Annotated in this window: 20 protein-coding genes and 1 tRNA gene; 13 read left to right on the forward strand and 8 right to left on the reverse strand. The window is 50.3% G+C overall.

Translation table 11 applies throughout. The features are described 5' to 3' along the window. Positions 1 to 92: 92 nt before the first annotated feature. Positions 93 to 908 (reverse strand): hypothetical protein, encoded by an 816-nt coding sequence (locus tag FMR86_RS12980; RefSeq protein ID WP_163351832.1) that lies wholly within the window; start codon positions 906 to 908, stop codon positions 93 to 95. A 153-nt stretch (positions 909 to 1061) separates the two neighbouring features. Beyond that, positions 1062 to 1148 (reverse strand) — tRNA-Leu (locus tag FMR86_RS12985). 202 nt (positions 1149 to 1350) lie between these two features. Between FMR86_RS12985 and FMR86_RS12990 the strand changes: the two genes are divergently transcribed. The 8 genes from FMR86_RS12990 to FMR86_RS13025 all read left to right on the forward strand — a co-directional run bounded on the left by FMR86_RS12990 (position 1351) and on the right by FMR86_RS13025 (position 12336). Next, positions 1351 to 2034: a DUF554 domain-containing protein gene (locus FMR86_RS12990; RefSeq protein ID WP_163351833.1), complete on the forward strand. Its 684-nt coding sequence runs from the start codon at positions 1351 to 1353 to the stop codon at positions 2032 to 2034. A gap of 73 nt (positions 2035 to 2107) precedes the next feature. Further along, entirely contained in the window at positions 2108 to 4306 is a 2199-nt protein-coding gene (locus FMR86_RS12995) for a SpoIIE family protein phosphatase (protein ID WP_163351834.1), read from the forward strand. Next, positions 4303 to 5157, forward strand: a complete 855-nt coding sequence (locus tag FMR86_RS13000) for a hypothetical protein (protein ID WP_163351835.1) — start codon at positions 4303 to 4305, stop codon at positions 5155 to 5157. The genes FMR86_RS12995 and FMR86_RS13000 overlap by 4 nt, the downstream gene beginning before the upstream one ends. A gap of 2 nt (positions 5158 to 5159) precedes the next feature. Further along, positions 5160 to 5759: a TIGR00730 family Rossman fold protein gene (locus FMR86_RS13005; RefSeq protein ID WP_163351836.1), complete on the forward strand. Its 600-nt coding sequence runs from the start codon at positions 5160 to 5162 to the stop codon at positions 5757 to 5759. A gap of 193 nt (positions 5760 to 5952) precedes the next feature. Then, entirely contained in the window at positions 5953 to 7152 is a 1200-nt protein-coding gene (gene rocD / locus FMR86_RS13010; RefSeq protein ID WP_163351837.1) for an ornithine--oxo-acid transaminase, read from the forward strand. A 31-nt stretch (positions 7153 to 7183) separates the two neighbouring features. Continuing rightward, on the forward strand, positions 7184 to 11311 hold the full coding sequence (locus FMR86_RS13015) for a hybrid sensor histidine kinase/response regulator (protein ID WP_163351838.1): 4128 nt from the start codon (positions 7184 to 7186) through the stop codon (positions 11309 to 11311). 47 nt (positions 11312 to 11358) lie between these two features. Then, a complete protein-coding gene (locus FMR86_RS13020; protein WP_239057235.1) occupies positions 11359 to 11805 on the forward strand; it encodes a hypothetical protein in 447 nt (148 codons plus the stop codon). Positions 11806 to 11916: 111 nt separating this feature from the next. Then, positions 11917 to 12336 (forward strand): hypothetical protein, encoded by a 420-nt coding sequence (locus FMR86_RS13025; RefSeq protein ID WP_163351840.1) that lies wholly within the window; start codon positions 11917 to 11919, stop codon positions 12334 to 12336. Between the two features lie 43 nt (positions 12337 to 12379). Here the strand turns inward: FMR86_RS13025 and FMR86_RS13030 are convergent, their stop codons facing one another. Together FMR86_RS13030 and FMR86_RS13035 are read right to left on the reverse strand one after the other, a co-directional pair. Further along, entirely contained in the window at positions 12380 to 14536 is a 2157-nt protein-coding gene (locus tag FMR86_RS13030; protein ID WP_163351841.1) for a PAS domain-containing hybrid sensor histidine kinase/response regulator, read from the reverse strand. Positions 14537 to 14666: 130 nt separating this feature from the next. Continuing rightward, on the reverse strand, positions 14667 to 15704 hold the full coding sequence (locus FMR86_RS13035; protein WP_163351842.1) for a DUF1786 domain-containing protein: 1038 nt from the start codon (positions 15702 to 15704) through the stop codon (positions 14667 to 14669). Between the two features lie 58 nt (positions 15705 to 15762). On the opposite strand from FMR86_RS13035, the gene FMR86_RS13040 reads away from it, so the two are divergent. Beyond that, complete coding sequence (locus FMR86_RS13040) at positions 15763 to 16617, forward strand: triacylglycerol lipase (protein WP_163351843.1); 855 nt, start codon at positions 15763 to 15765, stop codon at positions 16615 to 16617. Between the two features lie 53 nt (positions 16618 to 16670). On the opposite strand, the gene FMR86_RS13045 is transcribed toward FMR86_RS13040, so the two are convergent. Together FMR86_RS13045 and FMR86_RS13050 are read right to left on the reverse strand one after the other, a co-directional pair. Then, positions 16671 to 18260, reverse strand: coding sequence for a HEAT repeat domain-containing protein (locus tag FMR86_RS13045; protein WP_163351844.1), 1590 nt, complete (start codon positions 18258 to 18260; stop codon positions 16671 to 16673). A gap of 29 nt (positions 18261 to 18289) precedes the next feature. Then, positions 18290 to 18748, reverse strand: a complete 459-nt coding sequence (locus tag FMR86_RS13050) for a chemotaxis protein CheX (RefSeq protein ID WP_163351854.1) — start codon at positions 18746 to 18748, stop codon at positions 18290 to 18292. A 227-nt stretch (positions 18749 to 18975) separates the two neighbouring features. Here FMR86_RS13050 and FMR86_RS13055 point away from each other — a divergent pair, with 227 nt between their 5' ends. Further along, complete coding sequence (locus FMR86_RS13055) at positions 18976 to 20217, forward strand: nucleoside transporter C-terminal domain-containing protein (RefSeq protein WP_203544882.1); 1242 nt, start codon at positions 18976 to 18978, stop codon at positions 20215 to 20217. Between the two features lie 18 nt (positions 20218 to 20235). Beyond that, complete coding sequence (locus tag FMR86_RS13060; RefSeq protein WP_163351845.1) at positions 20236 to 21984, forward strand: chloride channel protein; 1749 nt, start codon at positions 20236 to 20238, stop codon at positions 21982 to 21984. A 30-nt stretch (positions 21985 to 22014) separates the two neighbouring features. On the opposite strand, the gene FMR86_RS13065 is transcribed toward FMR86_RS13060, so the two are convergent. Then, entirely contained in the window at positions 22015 to 22200 is a 186-nt protein-coding gene (locus tag FMR86_RS13065; RefSeq protein WP_163351846.1) for a hypothetical protein, read from the reverse strand. A gap of 208 nt (positions 22201 to 22408) precedes the next feature. On the opposite strand from FMR86_RS13065, the gene FMR86_RS13070 reads away from it, so the two are divergent. Then, complete coding sequence (locus FMR86_RS13070) at positions 22409 to 23476, forward strand: HD-GYP domain-containing protein (RefSeq protein WP_163351847.1); 1068 nt, start codon at positions 22409 to 22411, stop codon at positions 23474 to 23476. Between the two features lie 46 nt (positions 23477 to 23522). On the opposite strand, the gene FMR86_RS13075 is transcribed toward FMR86_RS13070, so the two are convergent. Continuing rightward, a complete protein-coding gene (locus tag FMR86_RS13075; RefSeq protein WP_163351848.1) occupies positions 23523 to 24488 on the reverse strand; it encodes an AEC family transporter in 966 nt (321 codons plus the stop codon). Positions 24489 to 24623: 135 nt separating this feature from the next. Here FMR86_RS13075 and FMR86_RS13080 point away from each other — a divergent pair, with 135 nt between their 5' ends. Then, positions 24624 to 25208, forward strand: coding sequence for a hypothetical protein (locus FMR86_RS13080; protein ID WP_163351849.1), 585 nt, complete (start codon positions 24624 to 24626; stop codon positions 25206 to 25208). The last annotated feature ends 192 nt before the right edge of the window (positions 25209 to 25400 follow it).

Genomic DNA, 25400 nt, shown 5'->3' on the forward strand with positions numbered 1-25400 from the left:
TGAAGGCTAGCACCGAGCGATAAGGTGTGCTGAAAAGTATGAGACTTTCAGATCTTTAGGTTTTTATAAATATTTCAGCGCATTGATAAAATTTATGATTTTTCTATGATACTTTTGAAGTCAGATAAATAATTGCTGAATGTTTCATAGCTAATCGAAGATGCTTTTCTTTTTGTCACATAGTCATTCCAATCCTTTTCATTCATTCGCATATTAGAGTAATATAATTTCCCGTCATGAATAATGGCCTCAAAAATATCAAACGAAAGAGGGGTCGCAGGAGACCACGACTTCTTTATGTTGCTCCAAACCCTCCACGCGGATTGATTTGGGTTAATATCATGGTGGTTGCAGAGAGAAACAAACCACTTAGGTGCACCACTTTTATACTTCTTTTTACTTTGCCCTTTGTCTTTAACGGCTATTTCAGCTTTTGAAAGATGAACTTTTGAAGCCCATTCGTGATATTTATTCACATCGTCCAGCAAGCGGGAACATAAAGATCTGGGAGCTACTTTATTTTGCTCGTATATTTCAAGGATGTCATTGGCCGTAGCTATAATGACAAGCAAATTTTTTATTGGACGATAAAGTTCAAGCTGTTCTAATTCCGAGGCTGAAATTTCAGCAGTATGGCTCATATCAAATTCAGCAATTTTTGTATTAGCAATCAGCGGAGAATCTTTTGCTATTAATTCTACAATCTGAGGAGGGAAAAGAAAAAGGCTCCCGAAAGCCCGATCTTCAATACCCCAAACTGACATATTAAAATATTTATCTCTGCGGGAAAGACGTTTGGCATAGTCCAGCATTCCTTCAGCATAAATCAACAAATGAGTGTCAAATTTCTCAGGACAATACACATCCAACAACTTGGCAAACCCAATATCATTTTCATCAATACTCATAAACTGCCCTCTTTTGGATTTCTTAGACAGATATAAGCTCAAAAAAGCCACAAATTCAATCTCACACCCCAAAAAAGTTGTACAGGAGTTGTACAAAACACCGCCCAAATAAAAAAGGACTCACAGCCAAAAGCTGTAAGTCCTTGTATTATCTGGTACCGGGAGAGAGACTCGAACTCTCAAGGGCGTGAACCCGGCGGATTTTGAGTCCGCTGCGTCTACCAATTCCGCCATCCCGGCATAGGTGAGGGATTGTTAATATTAAATGACTTTACAGCTGTCAAGGTTAATTATCAAGATCGGCCTGCATTTATAGCCGCTCTGCCAGACATATCCGCTAATTATCCATATGTAAAAAAGTTACGACTTTACTCTATTGTAAAGCGGATGATCCGGTGCTATTTTCTTGCTCCTTTCACTAATTCTAAAAAAGAGATTCCCAATGATTCCCATCGGCTCACTTGTGAACGGTGCTGCCATCATCGGCGGTTCCATTATCGGCATCCTGCTGCACAGCAGGTTTCCGGAACGTATCCGGGAGATTATTTTTCAGGCTCTGGGGCTTGGCGTGCTGCTCATCGGCATCCAGATGTCTTTGAAGGTTGAAGATATTCTTGTTGTCATCTTCAGCCTGATCATAGGTGGAATCCTTGGGGAACTGCTCCGGCTGGATACCCTTTTCGAACGCGGGGCCGCATGGCTGAAAAAGAAAGTCGGCTCCAGCGACACCCGATTCATTGACGGCATGATCACCGCTTCCCTTATTTTCTGCATCGGTGCCATGGCCATTATCGGCTCACTGGAGGAAGGCATAAACGGCAACACCGACATCCTGTACACCAAGGCCATGCTGGACGGTTTCGCATCCATCGCCCTTGCTTCATCCTATGGGATCGGGGTGCTCTTTTCCTTTATCCCGGTGGTCATCTATCAGGGCGCACTGACCCTTTTTGCCGGTTCATTTCAGGAATACTTCTCCCCGCTGATGATCGGTCAGCTGACCGCCTGCGGCGGGCTGCTCATCATCGGCATCAGCCTTACCATTCTGGACATCAAGAAAATCAACCTCGCCAACCTGCTGCCTTCACTGGGAGCGGTTATCGCGCTTACAGCACTGCTGAACTGACTTCACCAAAAAAGCGGACGTTTTAAACGTTTTCTTCATTGAATATTAAGTTTGGATAGGTTTTAATACCCTTATGAAACTCCGCTGGAAACTGCTCATAGTACTGCTGACTTTTTCCCTGACTCCTTTGTTCGTGCTCAAAACACACGGACTGAATTCACTTAAGGAGCTGGGGGCTGATCTGCAGACCCAGACCCGTGTAACCCTGCTGGAACGGGCCACCCGCACCCTTGCCGATCAGGCCAAGGGTGCTGCGGTCATGATCAATATTGAGGAAAGACTTTACAAAAGCAGCCTCAACAGCATTCAGGGAGAAGCGGAACTGCGGTTGAACGATGATGATACAGCCCCGCAGGTGAAAAAAGCTTTCATTACCACTCCAAACACAAGCTTTGACAAACCGGAGCTCATCAACATCCCTGCCTATAAAAAACGGGCACTTTTAGGCAAAAGCGGGAACCGCAAAAACAGCCACACCCAGATGGCCGACATCCAGCGCGGAGACCTCATTGACCTGCCTGTTACGCTCGACCATGTTTCGTTTTGGCTGGCCGGGGATCTGACCCGTGAACAAGCCGCAAGAGATATCAACAGAATCACCCCCCTGCTGGATGATTTCAAAACATCCGCCGCTGTTTTGCAGGATCTCGTTCTCTGGCAGGAAATCATCCTTGAAAACGGTCTGGTTGCCAGCTATCCGGGTCATACTTCCTTTCCCAGAAAGTATGACCCCAGAACCCACGAATGGTACAAAGCAACCCGCAAGCTGGGTACAGCAAACTGGACCCTTCCGTCCACCGATGCAGCCACAAAAACCCTCTGCAACAGGTTGACCGCCCCGCTTTATGGAGCTGACGGTCAATTCATCGGAGTTGCTTCACTGGTAATCCCCATTGGGGAGAGCATAAACAAAGCCCTCATTTCAACCGACATCCAGAAAGCAAAAGTACTGATGGTCTCGACTTTGTATCGGGAAGAAGAGCAACAGAATTCACTGCTGGTAATCAGTAAGATAGGCGAGGAGCAGGATGAAAACAGATTCCGCCCTGAACATGGGCGATTCTGGCAGGCTCCCCCGAAAAAAGAATGGCTGAGCGAAGATAACCCTGAATTCAAAACTCTGATCACAGATGTTGATGAAAAGAATTCAGGTGTTCTGCAGATGAATTACAAGGGAGTCCCTTCCTTGTGGACATACAGCCCTGTAAACAAAGCCGTATCCATTCTCATCATCACCCCGGTTCACGAATTCACAGCCGAGGCGGATGAAGCCGAACAGTATGTGCGGGAAAGCATTGCCAACCAGTACGAAGGAACTTCGCTGATCGCACTGGCGGTAATCCTGTCCATCGCGGTTGTAGCCTTTTTTGTGGCCCAGAGCCTATCCACACCCATCCGCAAAATTTCAGAAGCCATGACCAAGGTGGGTGAGGGAGACTGGGATGCCCGTGCGGACTTCCACTCCAGGGATGAGCTTGGCGACCTTGCTGAAAATTTCAATATCATGGTCCCGCAACTACGCGAGCATTCCCAGATCAGGCAGGCCCTGAGTCTGGCCGATGAAGCCCAGCAGTCACTTTTCCCGCAGGCTTCCCCCGTTGTGGAAGGAGTCGAGATAGGAGCACGCTGCACCTTTTCCGAAAAGACCGGGGGCGACTACTATGACTTTTTAGGCTGCTCCACCTGCGGCCCGAATACTTTTGCCACGGCCATCGGCGATGTGTCCGGCCATGGCATAAGCGCAGCCCTGCTCATGACCAGTGCCCGGGCCTACATGCGCGCCCTTTCCGGCCGAGGCAAAACTCTGGTAGAGGCAGCAGTGGAACTCAACCGCCTTGTTACCAAGGATTGCGCCCAGACCGGGCACTTCATGACCATGTTCATGGCCGTCTGCAATGCTGAGAAAAGAATCGTCAACTGGATCAGGGCCGGGCATGACCCCGGACTGGTCTACACCCCCGAAGAAGACCGTTTTGATCAACTTCTGGGCGAAGGGCTGGCTCTCGGTGTGGATGAAGATTATCCTTACCGCGAATACGCGACCCCCATGAATCAAGGGCAGATCATGGTTCTTTACACTGACGGCATCTGGGAAGCGCACGACCTTTCAGGCAAGCAGTTCGGTAAGGAGCGTCTGAAACAACTTATTCGCGACAACAGCCACAAGCAGGCTCAGGAAATAGCGGACACGATTCTCATTGAAGTGGCTGCCTACCGCAAAGGTTTTCCGCTGGAAGATGACTGCACAATCATAGTGGTGAAATTTTTATGAGATATTCCATTTATGAACTGGCTACCTATGCCTTCGACCCGCTGCATGCGTTCTGGAAAAACGAAAAAACGGAACGGGCTGTAGCGGGTCTGCTCATAGCCTGTTTTCTGGCCGCCCTGCTTGGCATTGAGCTGGGCAGGCAGGGTTTGCTGTCCGAAGTCATTGCAGCCAAGACTCCTACCAGCCACTATGCCGCAGTAGGCATAGCATTTACTTTGGTGCTGGTGCTGGAGGTGATCAGCTTTATCTTCGTACTGCCCTGTTCTCTTTCCAAATCCGTGGGCAAACAGCTGGAAATCCTCTGCCTGATCCTGATCCGCAATTCATTCAAGGAACTGGTCAATTTCCCGGAGCCGATCACTTTTACCGGAGATATGACCCCCATCTACCAGATACTTTCGGACGGAGCCGGAGCCTTTGCGGTTTTTGTCTTGCTGGGAATCTACTACCGTATCCAGAAACCGCTGCCCACACTGGGACCATCTGCGAAATTCTGCTACGTTGCCTCCAAAAAGCTGGTCTCCCTGATACTGCTCGGCCTGTTCATGGGCCTCAGCGGCTACCTGCTCTACTGCTCGATAACCGGAAAGCCGACATTTGACTTCTTCAGCACTTTTTACACTATCCTGATCTTCAGTGATATCCTGCTGGTACTCATTTCCCAGCGTTTTCTTCCGGCTTTCCATGCGGTTTTCAGGAACTCCGGCTTCGCTCTGGTCACCCTGCTGATCAGACTTGCGCTTGCGGCCCCGCCCTTCTACAATGCAGCACTGGGGGTTGCTTCGGCCGGGTTTGCGGTCCTTTTAACCCTCGCTTATAATTCATTTTACCGAAACGAAAAGGAATCCTGAGAATGAAAAGCATATGTGTTTTCCTCGGCGCAAATCCGGGAAACGACCCTAAATACGCGCAGGCGGCCCGCAACATGGGCCGGGAGCTGGCTGAGCGCGGCCTGACCACGGTTTACGGAGGCTCGCGCACCGGATTGATGGGCATACTGGCCCAGTCCGCCCTTGATGCCGGGGGCAAAGTCATCGGGGTAATTCCTGAAAGCCTCTACAAAATTGAGATAGCCCACACCGAACTGACCGAGCTGCACGTCTCCGATTCCATGCATGAGCGCAAGGCACTCATGGCCGAGCTTTCCGACGGTTTCGTGGCCATGCCCGGCGGAATCGGCACCATGGATGAAATTTTTGAAATCTTCACCTGGGCACAGCTCGGATTTCACACCAAACCCTGCGGCCTGCTCAATGTGGACGGCTACTACAACAAACTGCTCTCTTTTCTGGACGGCGTGGTTGAGGAAGGATTCCTGAAAGATATGCACCGGGAAAAACTGCTTATCGCTGAAACACCGGACCTGCTCATTGAAGCCTTTGCCACCTACGAACCTCCGTCCGGCTCCAAATGGGTGGAAAAGGTTGAAGTCGACCAGCGCAAGAGCCAGTAAAGCCGACGAATAATACCAACACAGGAAAAGCACTGCATGAAAACTAAAATCATGCGGTGCTTTTTGGTTTTGCATTCCCGGCAATGCAAAACATGCTAATATATTACGTAGAATAACAGGACAATGCTGGATAAAACGGACTTATTCTTGTAAATAAGTAATTCAAACCAATTTCACAACGGAGATTCACACCATGAAACAGTCCGAATACATTGAACTTGAAGACAGATTTGGTGCCCGGAATTACAAACCTCTCGATGTTGTTATTGAAAAAGGCGAAGGGGTCTGGGTCTGGGATGTTGAAGGGAACAAATATATGGACTGCCTCTCCGCCTACTCCGCAGTAAATCAGGGCCATTGCCATCCGCGTATAAAAAAAGCCATGCAGGATCAGCTGAACAAACTGACCCTGACCTCACGGGCCTTCCGTAACGACCAGTTGGGACTTTTCTACGAAGAACTCTGCTCCCTGACCAATTCCCATAAAGTGCTGCCCATGAACAGCGGTGCCGAAGCCGTGGAAACCGCCATCAAAGCGGTGCGCAAATGGGGCTACGAGGTAAAGGGAGTCCCCGAAGACCGCGCTGAAATCATCGTCTGCAGTGACAACTTCCACGGAAGGACCATCACCATCGTCAGCTTTTCCACCGACCTCGGCTCACGCAAAGGTTTCGGCCCTTTCACCCCCGGCTTCAAAATCATCCCCTTCGGTAATGCCGATGCCCTTGAAGCAAGCATTACCCCCAAGACAGTGGCTTTCATGGTCGAACCCATTCAGGGCGAAGCCGGGGTTATCATTCCCCCGGACGGCTACCTCAGAAGAGTCCGTGAAATATGCACTGCCAACAACATCAGCCTGATCCTCGATGAAATCCAGACCGGACTGGGCCGCACCGGAAAAATGCTGGCCGAAGAACACGAAGGAATTGAAGCGGACATCACTCTCATCGGAAAAGCCCTTTCCGGCGGCTTCTACCCGGTATCGGCTGTGCTTTCCAACACCGAAGTCCTCGGCGTACTCAAACCCGGTGAACACGGCTCAACCTTCGGCGGCAACCCGCTGGCCTGTGCTGTAGCCCGGGAAGCCCTTAAGGTGCTCAACGAAGAAAAGCTGATTGAAAACGCTGAAAAAATGGGTGAAAGATTCCTTGCCGGACTGCGTTCCGTTAATAACAGCAAGATCAGGGAAGTACGCGGCCGCGGCCTCCTGCTGGCAGTGGAATTCAAACAGAATGCGGGCGGAGCACGCCAGTACTGCGAAAAGCTGAAAGATGCCGGATTGCTCTGCAAAGAGACCCACGACAACATCATCCGCTTTGCACCTCCACTGGTGATCAATGCGGAGCAGGTGGACTGGGCACTGGAACGCATCAAGCTCATTATCTCTGTTTAGTACAGCCCCACAATCAGCCATGGATAGACACATGCCGTTTAAGATAAGATTTGCGACCATCACCACAGGTCTTCTGATATTATTCTTACTACCTATAACATCGGCACTTGCATTTCAGGAAGAACTCAGGTTTGACAGGTTGTCCTTGAATGAAGGATTGTCACAATCCTCTATCCTGTGCATGTTGCAGGACTCCCGGGGGTTCCTATGGTTCGGGACATATGAAGGGCTGAACCGCTACGACGGCAGGCACATAAAAATCTACAAGGGCGGCAAGAACAAGGGAGAACTCTCGGACGGCAACATCTGCGCCCTTTACGAAGACAGCTCCGGAACGCTCTGGGTAGGGACCAAAGGCGGCGGGCTGAACCGCTACAACCGGCTGACCGACAGCTTCACCAGCTTTCGTCCTGATCCGGACAACCCCAATTCCATCTCAGATAAAGATGTGAGTGCCATTTTTGAAGACTCCAAAGGAAAACTATGGGTGGGAACCAATGCGGGCCTGAACCTGTTCAACCGCAACTCAGCCTCCTTCACCAGCTTCAAACACTCGGATCAACCGGACAGCATCAGCCATGATGAAATCAGGGCGATCTACGAAGACCGGTCCGGACGTCTCTGGGTGGGGACTGCGGCAGGACTGAACCTGTTTGATGACAAGCAGAAATCATTCAGAAACTTTCGATATGACCCTGCCGACCAAAGCAGCATTTGTGATGATACCGTACTCTGCTTTTACCAGCAGAAAAAAAATGAATTATGGGTGGGAACCAAAAAAGGGATTTCCGTCCTTGATCCCGGCAGCGGAAAATTCAAAACCATGTTCCGCTCGCTGGAAATAAACGACATTTACGAAGACCGGTCCGGCAACCTCTGGCTGGGGACTCTGGAAGGTTTGGCCAAAAGAAAACCGGAAACCTCCGGCCAGATCCCTGAAAAGATGAAATTTAATTTTTTCAGGAACAACCAGCTTGATCCCCAGAGCCTGGGCAGCAACAAAGTCACCAAAATTCTGGAAGATAATTCCGGAGTTATCTGGGTCGCCACCTATACGGACGGGCTGAGCAAGCTTACCCCTAAAATGCGGGCCTTCGGCATCCTGACCCGCCAGCCGTGGAAAAAGAACACCCTTTCCGGGCTGGAAGTAAGTGCCGTACTTGAAGACAAGGAAGGGCTGCTCTGGATCGGGACATACAAAAACGGGCTTAACACCTACGATCCCCGCAACGGTAGAATAGAAAGCTACAGCACAAACTCCCCGGCCCCGTGGAATTTATCCGGCAACAGAATTAACTGCATTTTTCAGGACAGTTCCGGACTTATCTGGGTGGGAACCCGCAAAAAAGGCATCTTTGTAATCCATAAAAAGAAAGGGATCGTAAAACGATACAAGTGGAACAAACAAAACGACAATTCCCTGAGCCAGAATAACATCTGGTGGATCTACGAAGGCAGCATGGGCTACATCTGGATCGGGACCAGCAAAAAGGGCCTCAACCGTCTGGACCGCAAAACCGGGGAATTTAAACGGTACAAGCATTCGGATTCCGATCCGTCCAGTCTCGGCCACAAAAGGGTCCGCAACATATTCGAGGACAGCAACAACAATTTCTGGGTCTGCACCAATGCCGGGCTGAATCTCATGGACCGGGAAAAAGGCACCTTTAAACATTTCCGCCATGATCCCGCAAATCCGCACTCTCTCTCCAACGACCGGGTCACCCCCGTTGCCGAAGCTGCGGACGGTTCCCTCTGGCTGGGAACAGATTCCGGGCTGAACCGTTTTGATCCCGTAAGTAAAATATTCACCCGCTACACGGTGAAGGACGGCCTGGCCAATGACGGCATACAAGGGCTCTGCCTCGACAGCAAAGGCCATGTCTGGGTTTCCACCTTCAAAGGAATCTCCCGTCTCGATCCGGTCAGCGGGCAGGTCTGGAATTTCGGTCCGTCCGACGGGTTGCAGGGCATCGAATTCTGGATCAATTCCTATAATATGGGCCAGAGCGGAAAGATGTACTTCGGCGGACTGAAGGGACTGAACATGTTCACCCCCCGTGACATCAAGATCAACCTCACCCCGCCGAAACTGGTCATCACCGGGATGAATATCATGAATTCCCCGGCCAGACTTGAACGCAATATCACTGAGTCTGATCAGGTCACCCTGTCATGGAAAGACGCCATGTTCAGCTTTGATTTTTCCGCCCTTGATTACCAGAACCCGGACCTGAATAAATACCAGTACATGCTGGAAGGATTTAATAACGAATGGATTGACGGACCGGAAGCCAAAGCCACCTTCACCAACTTCGACCATGGTAACTATATCTTCAGGGTTCGGGGTTCCAACAGCGACGGAATCTGGAACAAAGAAGGGATCAGCCTGAAAATAACCATCATCCCCCCGTTCTGGAAAACATGGTGGTTCCAGACCTGCCTGTTCATCGCTCTCATCATGCTGCTGATCCTGATCATTAACCGGAGAACCCGGGCAGTGGAACGGCAGAAAGAACTGCTGGCCCGGGAAGTGGAGGCCAGAACATCCGACCTGAATCAGGAAATCGAGGAACACAAAAGAACCGAAAAACGGCTTGAACAGGCCATCCTGAAAACAGAAGAAGCCAACGAGGCCAAAAGTGCCTTCCTTGCCAGCATGAGCCACGAGATACGCACCCCGCTGAACTCCATTCTGGGGGTGGCGGACCTGCTCAAGAATTCGGACATGACTGACGAACAGACTGAATATGTCAATATATTTGAATCTTCAGGTGAAGTTCTGCTGACCATCATCAACGACATCCTTGATTTTTCTAAAATCGAAGCCAACCACGTTAAACTGGAATCCATCCCGCTGGACCTGCTGCAGGAGACCGAGTCGCTCATGTATCTGCAGTCCACCGCCGCAACTTCCCGGCATGTGGCCCTGATCCTGCGTTACAAGCCGGATGTACCGGAAGTTGTTATCGGTGACCCCACCCGCTTGCGTCAGATACTGCTCAACATCCTTTCCAATGCTGTGAAATTCACCAGCCGGGGGGAAGTAAGCATGGTTGTATCCCGTTCAGGTGAAGGAGGGTCGCCCGAGAACATAACCTTCACCATCTCCGATACGGGCATAGGCATCAGTGCTGACAAGCTGGAATCCATCTTCGAACCATTTTCGCAGGCTGATTCCTCTACCACCCGCAGGTACGGCGGTTCCGGGCTGGGTCTTTCCATCAGCCGCAAACTGACCGAGCTTATGGGCGGAGCCATTTCCGCAACCAGCACTCCCGGCAAAGGCAGTACCTTCATGGTCACCCTGCCGCTGCCCCGTGATCCGGGGCAACCTGCGGCCGCTGAAGCGGACCTCGGATATTCACAGATACTGGTGGCGGCGCAGAATCCCGAAACATTGGGTTCGCTCTGCGAAACCCTGAAATATTTCAATGGTGCCACTACCCCCTGTTCCACGATGGAGAGCTTGAAAATGCTGCTTTCATCCCCGCAGGTGAACAGGTACAAACTGCTGGTTTACGATCTTTCGCTCAAAAATGCAGACGGATTGAAGCTGCTCCATTCGCTTAAGGATGAAGGAGTCGAGCTTCCCCCGGTGCTGATGCTTCAGCAGGGAGCCGGGTTTGACCGCAATCTGTTGGAACAGGGTATCAACGGACGAGGGCAGCCGCTTCCGGCCTCACGAAAGCTGCTGCTTCGCAATGTCATGGAGCTGCTGCAGATATCCTGCTCTCTGGAAACCAAACCTCAGAACAAAGAACAAATGCAGCTTCCGGCCATGAGAATCCTGCTGGCTGAAGACAATATCTCCAATCAGGAACTGCTCAGGCATTTTTTCAAAAACACAGGTGTTACCCTTGTGGTGGCGGCTGACGGGAAGCAGGCTTTAAAGCTGGCTGTAAACGATAATTTTGATATAATCCTGCTTGATATGGAAATGCCGGTCATGGACGGTTATGAATTTCTCAGAAAATTCAGAGAACATGAACCGGACACTTCTCTCCCGAGGACCGGGATAATAGCACTGACAGCCCATGTTTCCTCTGAGTACAGGGAAAAATGCATTGCCGACGGTGCCGACACATTCATGTCCAAGCCCATCAAAAGGGACAAATTGCTGCAGGCAGCTGTCAACCTTTATAAAAATTTGAAATAATGAACAAACTCACACCCAAGCAAACAAAATGGATACGGGCATTGCATATGCTCAGTGCTTGCCTCTGGGGCGGCGGTGCCCTTTCGCTGGTCCTGCTGCACTGCCTCTTTGTGCCGGGGTCGGGAGAAGCCCTTTACGGCAGGGATATCTGTCTGAAAATTGTGGACCAGTACGTGGTCACCGCCGGGGCACTGGGCTGTCTGTGTACGGGCTTCATTTTCGCATGGAAAAGTGCGTGGGGATTTTTCAAATTCAAATGGATCATCACCAAATGGATACTAAACCTCGGCTTCATCATCTTCGGGTTCACCTGCTACATGCCGTGGCTGGAGCATATGAGCGAGCTTTCCGCCAATACCGGGGCACTGGCCCTGCAGACTCCGGAATACCTGCGTAGCCAGCTGCTAAATGAAATTTCGGCCTTCGGAGTTTTCGGCTGCCTGATCTTTCTGGTCTGGGTTTCGGTATTCAAGCCGTGGGGCAGATTAAAGTAAGCTTGACATCCGCATGCTGCAGATGCTTGATTCTCTTTTGCCCCGCAACTGCTGCCGGGGAATTTCATCGCAAACAAATGAAGGCTACATAATATTTCAGGGAGAAACAACATGGACAAAGGATATGCGGAAACTATCGCCTCGGACATCATGCAGATGCTGGAATCAGCCAAAAGCAGTGATCTGGACCTCAACAGCGGGTTTCAAAATGACGCTTTTACTGCCGAAAGCTTTTCATTCGGCTATCTTTTCTATCCCCGCGACATGCTGCTGGCCATTCCCGGACTTCCGCAGGCAGTAAGGAAAAAAATCAAGAAATCAAATATCCTCGGCACTGTGGATCTTGACGGCAAAAAAGTGGGAATCCACCTTATCTGCTCCATGAACAAAGGGTTTGATGAAGTGGAATCAGCAGAAGACATCGTTGCCGGAATCAACAATAAAGAACTCATGGACTTCAAGGAACAGATTGCCGGAATCCTGCACAAGGATCTTGTGGGCAATATTGAAGATAAAAAAACTGAGCAATAAAATTATGGCGGGGTGCTGTTGAATCAGACGGTTCCCCGCCTTTTTATGCCTTGTGAGGGACCAGCTTACCTATAATCTGGACCAGTTCATCAATCTTCACCGGCTTGGAGGAGTAGGCGTCCATACCGTTGCTTAAGAATTTTTCGCGGTCCCCTTCCATGGCATAGGCGGTCAGGGCAATGATGGGAATGTCATTCCCCTGCTCCCTGATCCTTCTGGTCGTTTCCAGACCGTCCATTTCAGGCATCTGCACATCCATGAGGATGGCATCAAAAGGTCCGCTCTGCTCCAGCAGTTCCAAAGCCTCAATCCCGTTCTCAGCAGTCTCGACCTCAAAGCCCTGCTCGGTCAGAAAATGGGCAATGTACAGCTGATTGGTGGCATTGTCTTCGGCCAGCAGGATACGGGCCGGAACAGTCTTGTCCGATCCTGATGTTTCAAAAATTGTAACCGGGCTTTCCACGCACTCACCCACGCTGGACTTGAGCCTGACCGTGAACTTGAATTCCGTACCCCAGCCCTCCCGGCTGCTGAAAGTGATCTGGCCGCCCATCATCTCCACCAGCTGGCGCGAAATAGCAAGCCCCAGTCCGCTTCCGGGGTGACGCTTGGAGTATCCGGCATTAAGCTGCACAAAACTTTCAAAAAGCTTCTCAGCCTTATCATCGGAAATACCTATCCCGGTATCCTTGACCCGGAATTCGAGAATGGCTCCCTCTTCAAAGCTGCCCACATGATCAACTGAAACTTCGACATAGCCCTTTTCAGTGAATTTGATGGCATTACCCACAAGGTTGATGATGATCTGGCCCAGCCTGTATTCATCTCCGTGGTAGCAGCGGGAAACATCGTCATTCACGTTGGCCCGCAGTTCTATGCCTTTTTCCTCCGCCTGCACCTTAAGCACTGAGAGCTGCTTTTCCAGCATGTCAAAAAGATTGAAATCATCAGGCCGAAGCTCCATCTTACGGGCTTCGATCTTGGAAATATCAAGGATATCGTTGATGATGTGGAGCAGGGATTCCGCCGCCTTCTTGACCGTAACCAGATAGCCCTGCTGTTCTTCGGTAAGATCGGTACTCAGGGTCATCTCGCTCATGCCGATGATGGCACTGATGGGAGTACGGATTTCATGGCTCATGTTGGCGAGGAATTCACTCTTGGCCCGGCTTGCTTCTTCAGCGGCGTCACGGGCCTCGCAAAGCTCAACCTCACTGCGCTTGCGTTCGGTGATATCCTGCCCCACGGCAAGCACCCCCAGTGCCCCGCCCTTGGCATCCAGCAACCGGGAAAGTGACCATTGCATCATACGCTCTTCCCCGCCCCTTGCTATGACGTAATTTTCCAGCAGTCGCAGGGGATTCCCGGAAAGGACAGTGGAAAACTGACGGTTGTGGTCCGTCCAGAGCCGCTCCGGGACAAAAAGTTCATAATAATCCCGTCCAAGCACCTCATGACGGGTCCTGCCGAACAGGTGTTCGGCCATGCGGTTGAATTCAAGAATTTTTTTATCCGGGGACAGAAGTATGATCACGCTTTCAGCGGTCTTGACCAGTGAACGGAAGCGGTAGGCACTTTCCTTGAGGGCTTCTTCCACCTTCTTTCTGGTGGTGATGTCCTCCACTGTGGCCACGACTTTCTTGATGCTGCCGTCATCGGAAAAAATGGGAGAGGCGTTGATGGAAAGAAGCACCTTGCGGCCGTCCAGCCAGTGGATGGCATGCCGGATATCAAGCACCGCATTGCGGATTTTCATGACCCGGTTAAAGGCCAGCCGCTCATCCGGAAAAGGGGAGCCGTCATGGGCGGTAATTTTCCAGACCGGATCATTGTGCTGCTTGCCGATGATATCCCCACGGGCCACACCGTGCACCCGTGCAGCCTGATCATTGGCAAAAATAATCCGGCCGTCATTATCCATGACCAGAATGCCCATGGGGCTGGTTTCCATAATACTGCCCATGAGATCACGCTCACGCTGCAGCTCCATCTCAACCCGCTTTCTTTTGTCGATGTTCAAATAAAGAAAGCCGATGAAGACCAGCAGCACAGTGATAATCACACCCGCACCGATAACAAGTATCCTGTCCAGATTACCGGCCCCCAGCTCCGTAAGCGTGCCGGAAAGCCAGCCTTCGGCGAATATGTCCGAACAGCCGGGCAGGAAAATCAGCAGTGCAAAGAATATTGAGCGCAGCATCTTTTTACAATCTATCGATTCCGTTTATGGGGTTAAGGGAAACACAGCAGTATAAGTAATAAATGGATAAACACACCATTACCGTCATTAACAATACAGAGCAAGAGTATTAGTAATTTTATTGACTACATTACAAAATCCCCTTCATCTCCATTCCCTTTATGAGGCCGAAACATCCGGCAAGCATCATATCCCCACCGGGAGCGGGAAATTCCACAGGATGTGCTTCCAGCAACGCCCGCCGGGGCCCCAACACATACGTAGGTGCGAATCCCTGCGCTTCTTCAGGCAGGTCAAGGGTCAAACAGCCGTGCCCCCAGTCGTCAAAAACATCCTGAAAACTGATTTTGCCCTGCCGGAATCGCTGCGAGTCAGCCCAGAGCTTTTCCGGGGTCATGTTTCCGGTATGGTGTTCGTAGACTCCGTACACTGCGCCTTTATAAAGCAGAAACGATACGGTGTGGCTGTTGCCTACATTAATGAGACAGACGCCCTGCCGATGGCTGTGCTCCATGATTTCATCCACAAAAAGCGCGCCCAGCACCGCAGCCGCCCCGGTATCGCTGACCGCTCCACCGCCGATGCTGTCCTGCAGTTCGGCCATACGGGTGAATTCATCAGGGACGGTTTCAAAAACCAGACTCTCCGGACGCCCGCCGTTTTCCAGCAACAGATGCTTCCAGAGGTTGAAACGCCCGATACGGTTGCTTTTGCCCGGATGGTAGCCGTGGTCCTGCACCGACGCAGTCACATAGTCCGGGTAATCCAGCCCTGCTGCCGTGAAAAATTTTTCCCACCACTGCGCATCAAAATCCGCAAGAGGGACTTCCACACATCCTTCCGGTTTATCGTCAGAAAGAACAATTCCATTATTCTCCAGACGGGTCAGATCATCCCCAAGGGCAAGGGCCGCGCGGGGATGGGCATAAACCTTGTACCCGGCCTCCATGTGCGGATAGACCGAGCGGCCGAAACCGCCGCCCATGTTCCTGCCGGAAAGATAAATATCGCGCCCCTGTGCGGTCAGTTCCTTGATTCTGGCCCCCACCACCCGCGCCGGGGAAGGGAGTACAAATTTAAAACAGTTCTCTATTTCCACACCCTTCATATAATAAAGGACATCCTGAGTTCCGCTGCCGATGTCCAGACTCAAAACCGTATTCTTCACTTCATATCTCCCATTTGTAACAGTAAAGATTGATAATTATGTTGCAGGTGGAATCAATATGCGTCAATTGAAAACAAAGAACTTTAACGCCAACCAAAGTCACATGATAAAAATATTACTCATTCTGATCCTTCTGCCCGCACCTCTTTTTCTGTTTGCCTTCCTCTGCAATCCAACGGAAATCCAGAAAAGAGGCCGCAAACAAGCACTAAAAGACCTTGTCCGGGCCACATTTTCTGCCGGAATCAGCCTGCTCATCGCCATCTGTACCCGGCCTTTCACTTTTCTCTGCGAATTGCCGCTGATCAGAAAAAACGGGGACAACACCCCCATCCTCATGGTCCACGGACTTTACCACAACAAGGCTGCATGGCTGCTCATGCGTTACCGTTTGAATCTGGCCGGATTCTGCAATCTGCATACATGGCAGTACAACAGCTTCACTACATCCTATCCGGAACTGGTGCTGGAACTGCGGGATATAATTTCAAATTTACACCGGGAATCAGGGCAAAAAGTCATCCTCACCGGACACAGCCTCGGCGGCCTGTTATCCTGCGGAGCAACGCAGCAACCGGAGATTGAGAAAAAGTGTGCCGGGATCATCACCCTCGGCACCCCTTACAAGGGCAGCATTCTGGCCTCCATCGCCATCGGAAGGCTGGGACGCAGCCTGCATCCGGCAAGCTCACTTTTCAACGGGGAAAACAGGATCGGCTACCCGCAGGATATCCCCAAGACAGCGATTATTTCACCCACCGACGAACTGGTACTGCCATGGCCGAATCTTGAACCGGACCCGGAACGCTTCTCCATCAAACGGAGTCGTGCCCTCGGTCATGTGGCCATGCTCTACAGCCGGGAGGTCAGCTCCGTGGTTGCAGAAACAATCCGCAAAATTCAACAGACATAAAAAAAAAGGAGACCGTGACGGCCTCCTCTCTTAATTATCTGTATTTCTCAGTCCTAAGAGACGTATTCAGCTATCTTGGACTTCAGCTGGTCGGCGGTGAACGGTTTGGTGATGAAATCGTTCACCCCGGTTTTACGGGCCAGCTCCTGCTGGGAATATTCGGACTCGGTGGTGACCATGATCACCGGGATGTCCGCATAGCCGTCAGTCTGGCGGAGCTTGGATACGAATTCCATTCCGTCCATGACCGGCATGTTCATATCAGTGATGATCACATCAAACTCTTCATTCAGTTCAATGTGGGTGTATGCTTCCTGTCCGTTTTCAGCCACGGTGGGCTCATAGCCGGCAGCAGTCAGGATACTGCGGTAAAGGGCCAGCATGGACTTGGAGTCATCCACGGCCAGAGCCTTTTTGCCGCCCACTTCCACAGCTTCAGGAAGTCTTGCAATATCGGCCTCGGCTTCTTCGCCGCCGATCTCAGCAAGCTTGACCCGGAAGGCTTCATGCACTTCGGAGTCCTTGGAAGCGACAACCGCATTCATCAGGAAGCGACCGATTTTGCCTTCGCTGTACAGTCCCTGAAAAACATTCACTGCCTTGGCGGTGACAATAGCCCGCAGGATTTTACCGGCCTTGCTTCCGCCCGCGCCGATCAATTCCACCATTTTTTTGGTTACACCCGGATTAGCCAATCCGTCCAGACCGGTCATTACAGCCACGGTGATGAGTTCATCCTCATCTTCCAGACCGTCAAAAAGGCTGACAACAGCCTTCAAAGTACCGATCCTGCCGATGGCTTCGTAGATGGCGTACTTCACGCTGGAGTCGGTGGAGTACTGTTTTTCAATGGCATCCATGAGCACATCAAGGCCGTCTTTCTCACCTATAAAACCGAGCACGTTGGCCGCAAGGATCATGTCATCCTTGTCGGAATCAGGACTGATCACTTTGGTAAGGAACGGAACAGCCATACCGCCAAGAGATGTCAGTGAATCGGTAACCACCCGGCGTACAGTTGGGTTGCGGTGGTGCAGGTTGGCAACAATAAAATCAAGCCCGGCATCGCTGCCGATGGCCGCAAGGGCCTCCACAGCCTTCCATGTGGTCAGGTCACACACTTCATAATTGGCGTCTTCGTTGTTACGCTCAACAAAAGCTTTAAGGGCGGGGATTGACTCTTCGTCCTTAAGCTCGGCCAGCATCTCAATGGACATGACCACAATCAGGTCATCTTCATTATTGATATTGGAGCGGAAAAGGTCGAGGGCTTCCGGACCACCTATTTTAGACAGGGAAGTCAGGACTTCGAACAGAAAATCAGGATCGGAACTTCCTTCAGCCATCCCAAGCAATACGGGAACAGCATCCTTAAACTGAAACTCGCCGCAAACCCTGATACACAAAGTTCGTAATTTGCCGTCTTCTTTGCCCAGCAAATCAACAGTTTTCTGTTCATCAACGGAAAGAACACCGTTCAAAGCGGTGACGACCATATAATCTACGGAGGTATCTCCGAGAGGATTCTGAAAAAGTTCAATCAGTGCCTCCAGCTCCGCCGGATCTTTAACGGTGGCGACCTCATTGAGGACACTGATCTTGTCCAAGAAAGATTTTTCCCTGAAACCGGTTAACATAGACATATTCTAAACTCTCTTTTTTTCAATAAATCTTATTCAAAACAGAATTCGATGGTGAACTCCCCGGCATCGGAAGTAAAAGGGATTGCCATGATGGGGGTGGAAGCGATGTGGGTGATGGTATGGTTGTCTCCCATAATCACCGAAGGAGTGGCTCCTGAAAACTGGAGACCCTGCTCGGCCAGCCCGGCACGGGCCTGACCTGAAACCATGTTGGTTATCTCACCTACTGCATCCTGCACATCCTGCAGGATATCCTGAACATCGTCACCGAGCATGTTTTTGACTATGGTGACTGCGCAATTCTTTGTAAAAGAGATAGAAATTGTTCCGTTCATATCACCGGTAATGCCTACCAGTCCGGTAACATCACCGACAGCGGTCTTGCTTTTCTTTACATAAGGCTTTCCCGGCGTGGGTGTAACCATCGCCATCATTGACAGAACATCAACAGCAGCCTTGATAAATGGTTTGGCAAGTTCAACATTCATATAAATATTCCCTACATCAGAAGTTAATTCCAGCAGCAGGAGCACCTTCAGTTCATGGTCTATTCCCACTAGATCACAATTTGAAAGATACTAACTGCAAAAACGGAAAGGTTCAAGAAGCATGATTAAAATACGGTTAAAAAGACACAGCAAGTTGCAGCCTTGGATGGGATAATGTAATCCATACCATTATTTCTGATACTCTGATTAAATTAAGGATGTTGAATATGGTTCAAAGTCTGGCCGGACTGTTGGGTTTAGTCTTTCTCGCCTGGGTTTTCAGCGAAAACAGGAAAAAAATCAGCTTAAAAAACATACTCAGCGGACTGGTGCTGCAATTCGCTGTTGCCCTGCTTATGCTGAAGGTTCCGTTTTTCAGTGATCTTATCATGTACCTCAACCACGCGGTTAACGCCTTGCAGCAGGCTACACAGGCCGGGACAAGCTTTGTATTCGGCTACCTCGGCGGAGGTCCGCTGCCTTTCACCGAAAACTCTCCGGGCGCAAGCTGGAGTCTTGCTTTCCGTGCCCTGCCACTTATTCTCGTGGTCAGTGCGCTTTCGGCTCTTCTTTTCTACTGGAAAATCATCCCGGTAGTAGTCCGTTTTTTTTCGCTGGTCCTGCAGAAAACCATGAATATCGGCGGAGCACTGGGACTCGGAGTTGCCTCCAATATTTTCGTGGGCATGGTCGAAGCACCTATCATTATCGCCCCCTATGTAAAAAACATGAGCCGCAGTGAGCTGATGACCCTGATGATCAGCGGTATGGCGACCATTGCCGGAACTGTACTGGTTCTTTACGCATCCATTCTTAATACGGTTCTCCCTGACGCAATAGGACATATCCTTACCGCTTCCATCATAAGTGCCCCCGCTGCAATCCTCATATCCAGAATAATGGTTCCGGAAAAAGGAAGCATCGAGAACGCAGGAAACATCGAGATCAAAAGTCCAGCCTCCAGCTCAATGGATGCAGTGGTCAAAGGTACAGCTGACGGAATCAATATGCTCATTAATATCGTGGGCATGCTGCTGGTGCTGGTGGCCCTTGTGGCCCTGACCAACCAGATACTCGGCTTCCTGCCCGCCATGGGAGGCGAGCCGCTGACCCTGCAGCGCATCCTCGGCATAATCATGTGGCCGGTAGTCTGGCTTATGGGCATCCCGGCAAGTGAAGCCTATACGGCCTCCTCACTCATGGGAACCAAGACCATCCTCAACGAATTTCTGGCCTACCTGCAACTGGCCGGACTTCCCGAAGGCACACTCTCACCCCGATCAACCATTATCATGACCTACGCCATGTGCGGCTTCGCCAACCTCGGCAGTCTCGGCATTCTCATTGGTGGTCTGGTCAGCATTGCGCCTGAACGCAAGGACGAAATAGTGGAACTGGGGACAAAATCAGTCATCGGCGGAACTCTGGCTACCTGCATGACCGGAGCTGTGGTAGGGTTGCTTTACTAAACAAGAGGATCAGGCTCCATGTTCAAATCAGCAAACGGCATAAGCCCGGCGGAACTGAAACATTTTCTGCACAAGAGGGCACCATCGCGCAATGCCGCGCTTATTCTTGCGGCTATTGCCATCGGTGTGGGCTCTGCTCTGGCCGCCGTCTGCCTGAACAAATCCCTCGATTTCCTGTCCATGCTGCGCAAAACCAACTCCCACCAGTGGTGGATGTTCATGCTTCCCGCGGCAGGTGCAGCAGCAGCCGTTATTCTGAGCCGCAAGGTTTTCAAGGAGACTGGCGGACACGGGGTGGGCGAAGTCATTGCCAAAGTGGGACTCAAGCAGGGCATTCTGCGTCCCATCTCGATCATCAGTTCACTTCTGACCAGCCTGCTGACCATTGCCAGCGGCGGATCAGCAGGACCGGAAGCCCCGGTGGTGGTCAGCGGATCGGCCATGGGTTCCAATCTGTCCCGTATCTGCAAAATGAGCGGCCAATCACGCATGACCCTGATCGGATGCGGCGCAGCAGGATCTATCTCGGCTATCTTCAATGCCCCGGTCACCGGAATGATCTTTGCCGTTGAAATCATCCTCGGGGAATGGACACCTTACCATCTCATCCCCATTGCCATATCATCGGTGGTAGCCACTCAGACCTCCCGCATTCTGGAAGGGAACGTCATCCCCTTTAACGAACAGTTTCCGCCCATGGGAGTGACCGATCTGGGCACCTCCATCATGCTGGCCTTGCTGGCGGCACTGATATCAGTATTTTTTGTGCGCTCCATCAGGCAGGTGGGATCAATCTGTTCCTCATTTACCAATCAACCGTGGATCAAGGCCGGAGCCGGAGGGTTGGCTGTGGGGATAATCGGAATTTTCTTTCCGCTGGCCCTTGGCGAAGGTTATACCTCCATCAAGATGGCTATTCACGGAACCCTGCCCACCGGACTGGGGATTGTCATGCTGATGGTCCTGCTGCGCATCGCCACCACCTCACTGACTCTCGGCAGCGGGGGGCTGGGAGGCATTTTCGCCCCCTGTCTGGTCATCGGTTCACTGTTCGGGGCTCTCTACTACCGGCTGATTTCACACTTCATCCCCCAGCACATGCTCACCGGGGAAGGATCGTATGCCCTGCTGGGCATGGCCGGAGTCGTAAGCGGTGTGATGCAGGCCCCGCTGACCAGTGTATTTCTTGTCCTGGAAATTACCCGCGGCTATCAGGATGTCATGCACATAATGACCGTGACCTTCCTTTCTTCCATGCTCACCCACGCCTTTGAGCCTTCTTCGTTTTACTTTAAGGATCTGGTGGAAAAAGGATTGCTGCTGCGCCCGAAAACCGATGAGAAAATTCTGGCAGATATTGATACCGGGGAACTGGTCCATGAAAACCTGACTCATGCCTGCCCGCAGATGAGTGTCAGCGACTTCCTGAAAGTACTGAGCAGCACCACTCAGACCCATGTTCCCATCATTAACAGCGAGACAAATGAATTCATGGGCATGGTCGATGTGGTTTCAGCCCGCTCCGCCATCCTCGACCCCAAGCAGCAACAGAGCAACATAGGCGAAGTAGCCATAGACAGGAATGCCCCCGCCATTGATAAAGGCATGGGAGCAGCGGAAATTCTGGAAATAATGAACCGTAGCGGCAAAACCACCCTGCCGGTCATGAAGGACGGAAACTTTTCCGGATTCATCAGCAAAGAAGATATCCTTGCTGCCTACAGGGGAGAAATGAAGTCATACGGACGGCGTGACAATCTTTTCTAATGCGGGAACAAGAACTTCCGGCAATACCGCTCAGTTCCGGCCATCATCATTGGCCTCGCTGCTTTTTTCAGCTGTATTTTCATCAACATACTTATCTTTAACAATTGTATCTGCCACACGGCCCATTACCTTTTGCAGCTTCTGTTTCAAATCAGGGTGATCTTCCAGCAGTTTCTTGGATACACTCATAAATTTATCAGGCATCTTATCGGCCATTACACTCCCCTCCATTGAAAAAATATCCATAACCGACTGCACAATACAACAGAACAATTTCAAGAACCACTCCTGCAGATGCAGGGAATTTATTGTTAGATTAACAGAATATTAAGATGCATATTTACATTTTAACCCCCTTGTAATAATGTGTAAATCCACCTCCTCTCCTCAGAAGAAGAACATTTTTTGCAAAGGGAATATCACTATGAATGAAGATGCAGCAAACCAGAACAGCGGAGCAGAAGAGTTTCTGCAAATAAGTCCTAATATTTTAAATACATTCAGCGGTAAACTCCCTGTTTCCCTATGCATTCATGATGACGAATTCCAGCGCGTGGTCCCTCTTTTTGCCAAAGATACGAGGCTGTCAGATAAAAAACAGGAACAGGTCAACAACTACTGCAATGAAGGAAACCTGTTCATTTCCAAGGAAGATTACGCCTCGCTGGCCGGGCATATCAGCCAGAACCTCGGCGCACTGCTGACCGAACACTTCCTTGACGAAGCCGCTGCAGCTGAAATTTTTTACAACGGCGTGCTGGAAAAAGTACGCAGCTTTTACTCCAACCCCATCGGGGACACCCTCTCGGAACTGAACACCGTTCTGGCTATTTTCTGCGAATACGTATGGGTTGATCCCAACAGGTGGGCACATTTCTTCAATGCCCTGAAAAGAGAAAAAGATATTTGCTGCCATGTGGTTAACACCCTATTCGTCGGCACCTCCATCTACCTGAAGATACTTTACAAACCCGGTGAAAAAATGGAGCTCAATCCGCTGGCCATGGGGCTTGTCCTGCATGATCTGGGTATGACCCAGATTCCAGCCGCAACCCTGCAGAAGCCCACGAAATTTCTGTACAAAGAAAGAATGCGCATGCAGGAGCATGTGGATATTGCTGAAAAGATGCTCAACCGGCTTGAAATAAGGGATGAAACCATCAAAGCCTGTGTCTTCGACCATCACGAGCGCATGGACGGCAGCGGCTATCCCAAAGGCCGCCGGGGCGATGCCATCACCCTTGAAGCAAGAGTCTGTGCCATTGCTGACGCTTTTTGCGGCATGATTGCCGACCGTTACCACCGTCCCGGCCTGAATGCCATTCTCGCAGCCATCATCCTTACGGAAAGCAAGACCAAGTACGACCCGAAGCTGACAACCTCGCTGATCTCATTCATCATATCCAACAACCCGGATATGAAAGCACTGCTGCAGGATAAAGCAAAAATGCAGCAGCTAAGGGCCATAGCTCTTCAAAAAGCTGCCCAATAAAACAAGGCCGGGATGAAATAATCATCCCGGCCTTTCTCTTTGTAATCTAGCCGTTGATCAAGGGCAGTCCGCACATATCGGTCAGCAATAAAGTCAAATAAAGCATGGGTATGTACAGGATCATGGAGACCAGAAAAGTAGCAGAAGTCTCGGCTTCACAGGTCTGGTAAGTTTCTGCCAATACGCAGGAAATCGCCGCCACAGGCATCCCCGTAAGCAGAATTCCCATTAAAAGCATTGTCCCCCTGACACCGAAAGCCCACAAACAGGCAGCAGCCAGCAGCGGGTGAATTATCAGTTTAACCAAATTGACCAGCCCGATATTCATGACCTTCAATTCCATTTTATTTCTTGCCAGAAGAATCCCGACCGAAAAGAGAGCACATGGAACTGAAGCCATGCCGAAATTGTGCAACCCGACTTCAAGAAAATCAGGCAGTTCATAATGAAGAAATGAATAAACAGCACCGATGAACGAAGCCCCGATCAGGGGTGTTTTGATCATGGATAATACAATCTCCCAGACCACTCTGATACGCGACTGGGATTTGTCCGCAGCATGCAGTGCAAAACTGGAGACAATCAGGATAACAATAATGATCGGCAGGATGATTCCGAGTGTGGTTGCAAGCAACGCCTGTCTTGAGCCTTCGAACAGGTACATCATAATGGGCAGGCCGAGGTAACCTGAATTAGGAAAACTTGCCGTGCCGGCCCGCATGCTGTTCTCGGTAAAACTTCCCTTTAGCGCAAACTTTGAAATTAAAAAGCCCAGGAAATAAATCCCGACCAGTGCCACCAGATACCCTGCAATAAAATTACCCTGTGCAATTTCCTCGAAAGGAGTGACTGCAAGAGAACTGAACAGAAGAGCAGGCAGAGTAAAGTAATAAACAAAGTCATTGAGTACTGCGGCCGAATTCTCCGGAAGAATCTGGCGGCGATAGGAAAAATATCCGGCCAGAATCATCAGGAGCAAAGGCGTAAGAGCTGAAAGGGCGGTTACAAGCATAATGGTGATAAGTATTTAAACTATGGGCTAAATTGTGACGGGTCCAGCATGCGCAGCGTGAATTAATATAGACATGTTAAGAAAAAAACATTTATATAATAACAGGATGTAATTTTTGACTCACCCGGAGGCTGCATGCAGGATGAAATTATTCTAAGAAACGACTTGCGTCCAGTAGGGATTATATTATGCATTTTCGGCCTAATCGGAGCTGTAGGTTTTGTCCTGCTCAGCATTTTCGGCTCCTTTGCAACGCAGAATGAAGCGGAAATACACCTGACACGCATCATGGGCTTCGTGGGGATCGGTGCCTTTGTTTGGAAGATTATCACACTCAATGAACAAAAGAACTTTCTCGAAACCAGTAAAGACGGTATCAAAATTTTCGGCAATGTAACTAAATACATCCCGTGGGAAAATATTAAGGATATCGGTATTGAACAAGCTACGCCAGGCCCCGATCCGGAGTCAGAAAACTATTCCCCGCTCATGAAACCCCGCTTAAACCCGGTAATGTATCTTGAATTACACAGAGCAGATAAAATTTTATTTGAAAGTAAAGTCCAGAAATTCTCAGCCCGTAAAATTGATCGGCTCATTCGGGACTTAGCAGAGTTGGACAACCGCATCCCCTTGGATGTGGAATTTATGACTGCTAATACTCAGGAAGAGATTTGTGAGATGCTGCGGGTGCGATGGAGGCGGGCGGTGAGTGAATAATTTAAGCCAAAAAGTAAAAGGTCCGTTCAATTTAATGAACGGACCTTTTAAAATAAAAGCTTGCGACGACCTACTTTCCCACTGGCTACCGAGGCAGTATCATCGGCGATGGAGAGCTTAACTTCCGAGTTCGCAAGTGGAGTCGGGTGTGACCTGATTTCATTAACGGATAGATTTCACCCCGCCGTCCTA

The organism is Desulfovibrio sp. JC010 (genome assembly GCF_010470675.1).
GTDB lineage: Bacteria > Desulfobacterota > Desulfovibrionia > Desulfovibrionales > Desulfovibrionaceae > Maridesulfovibrio.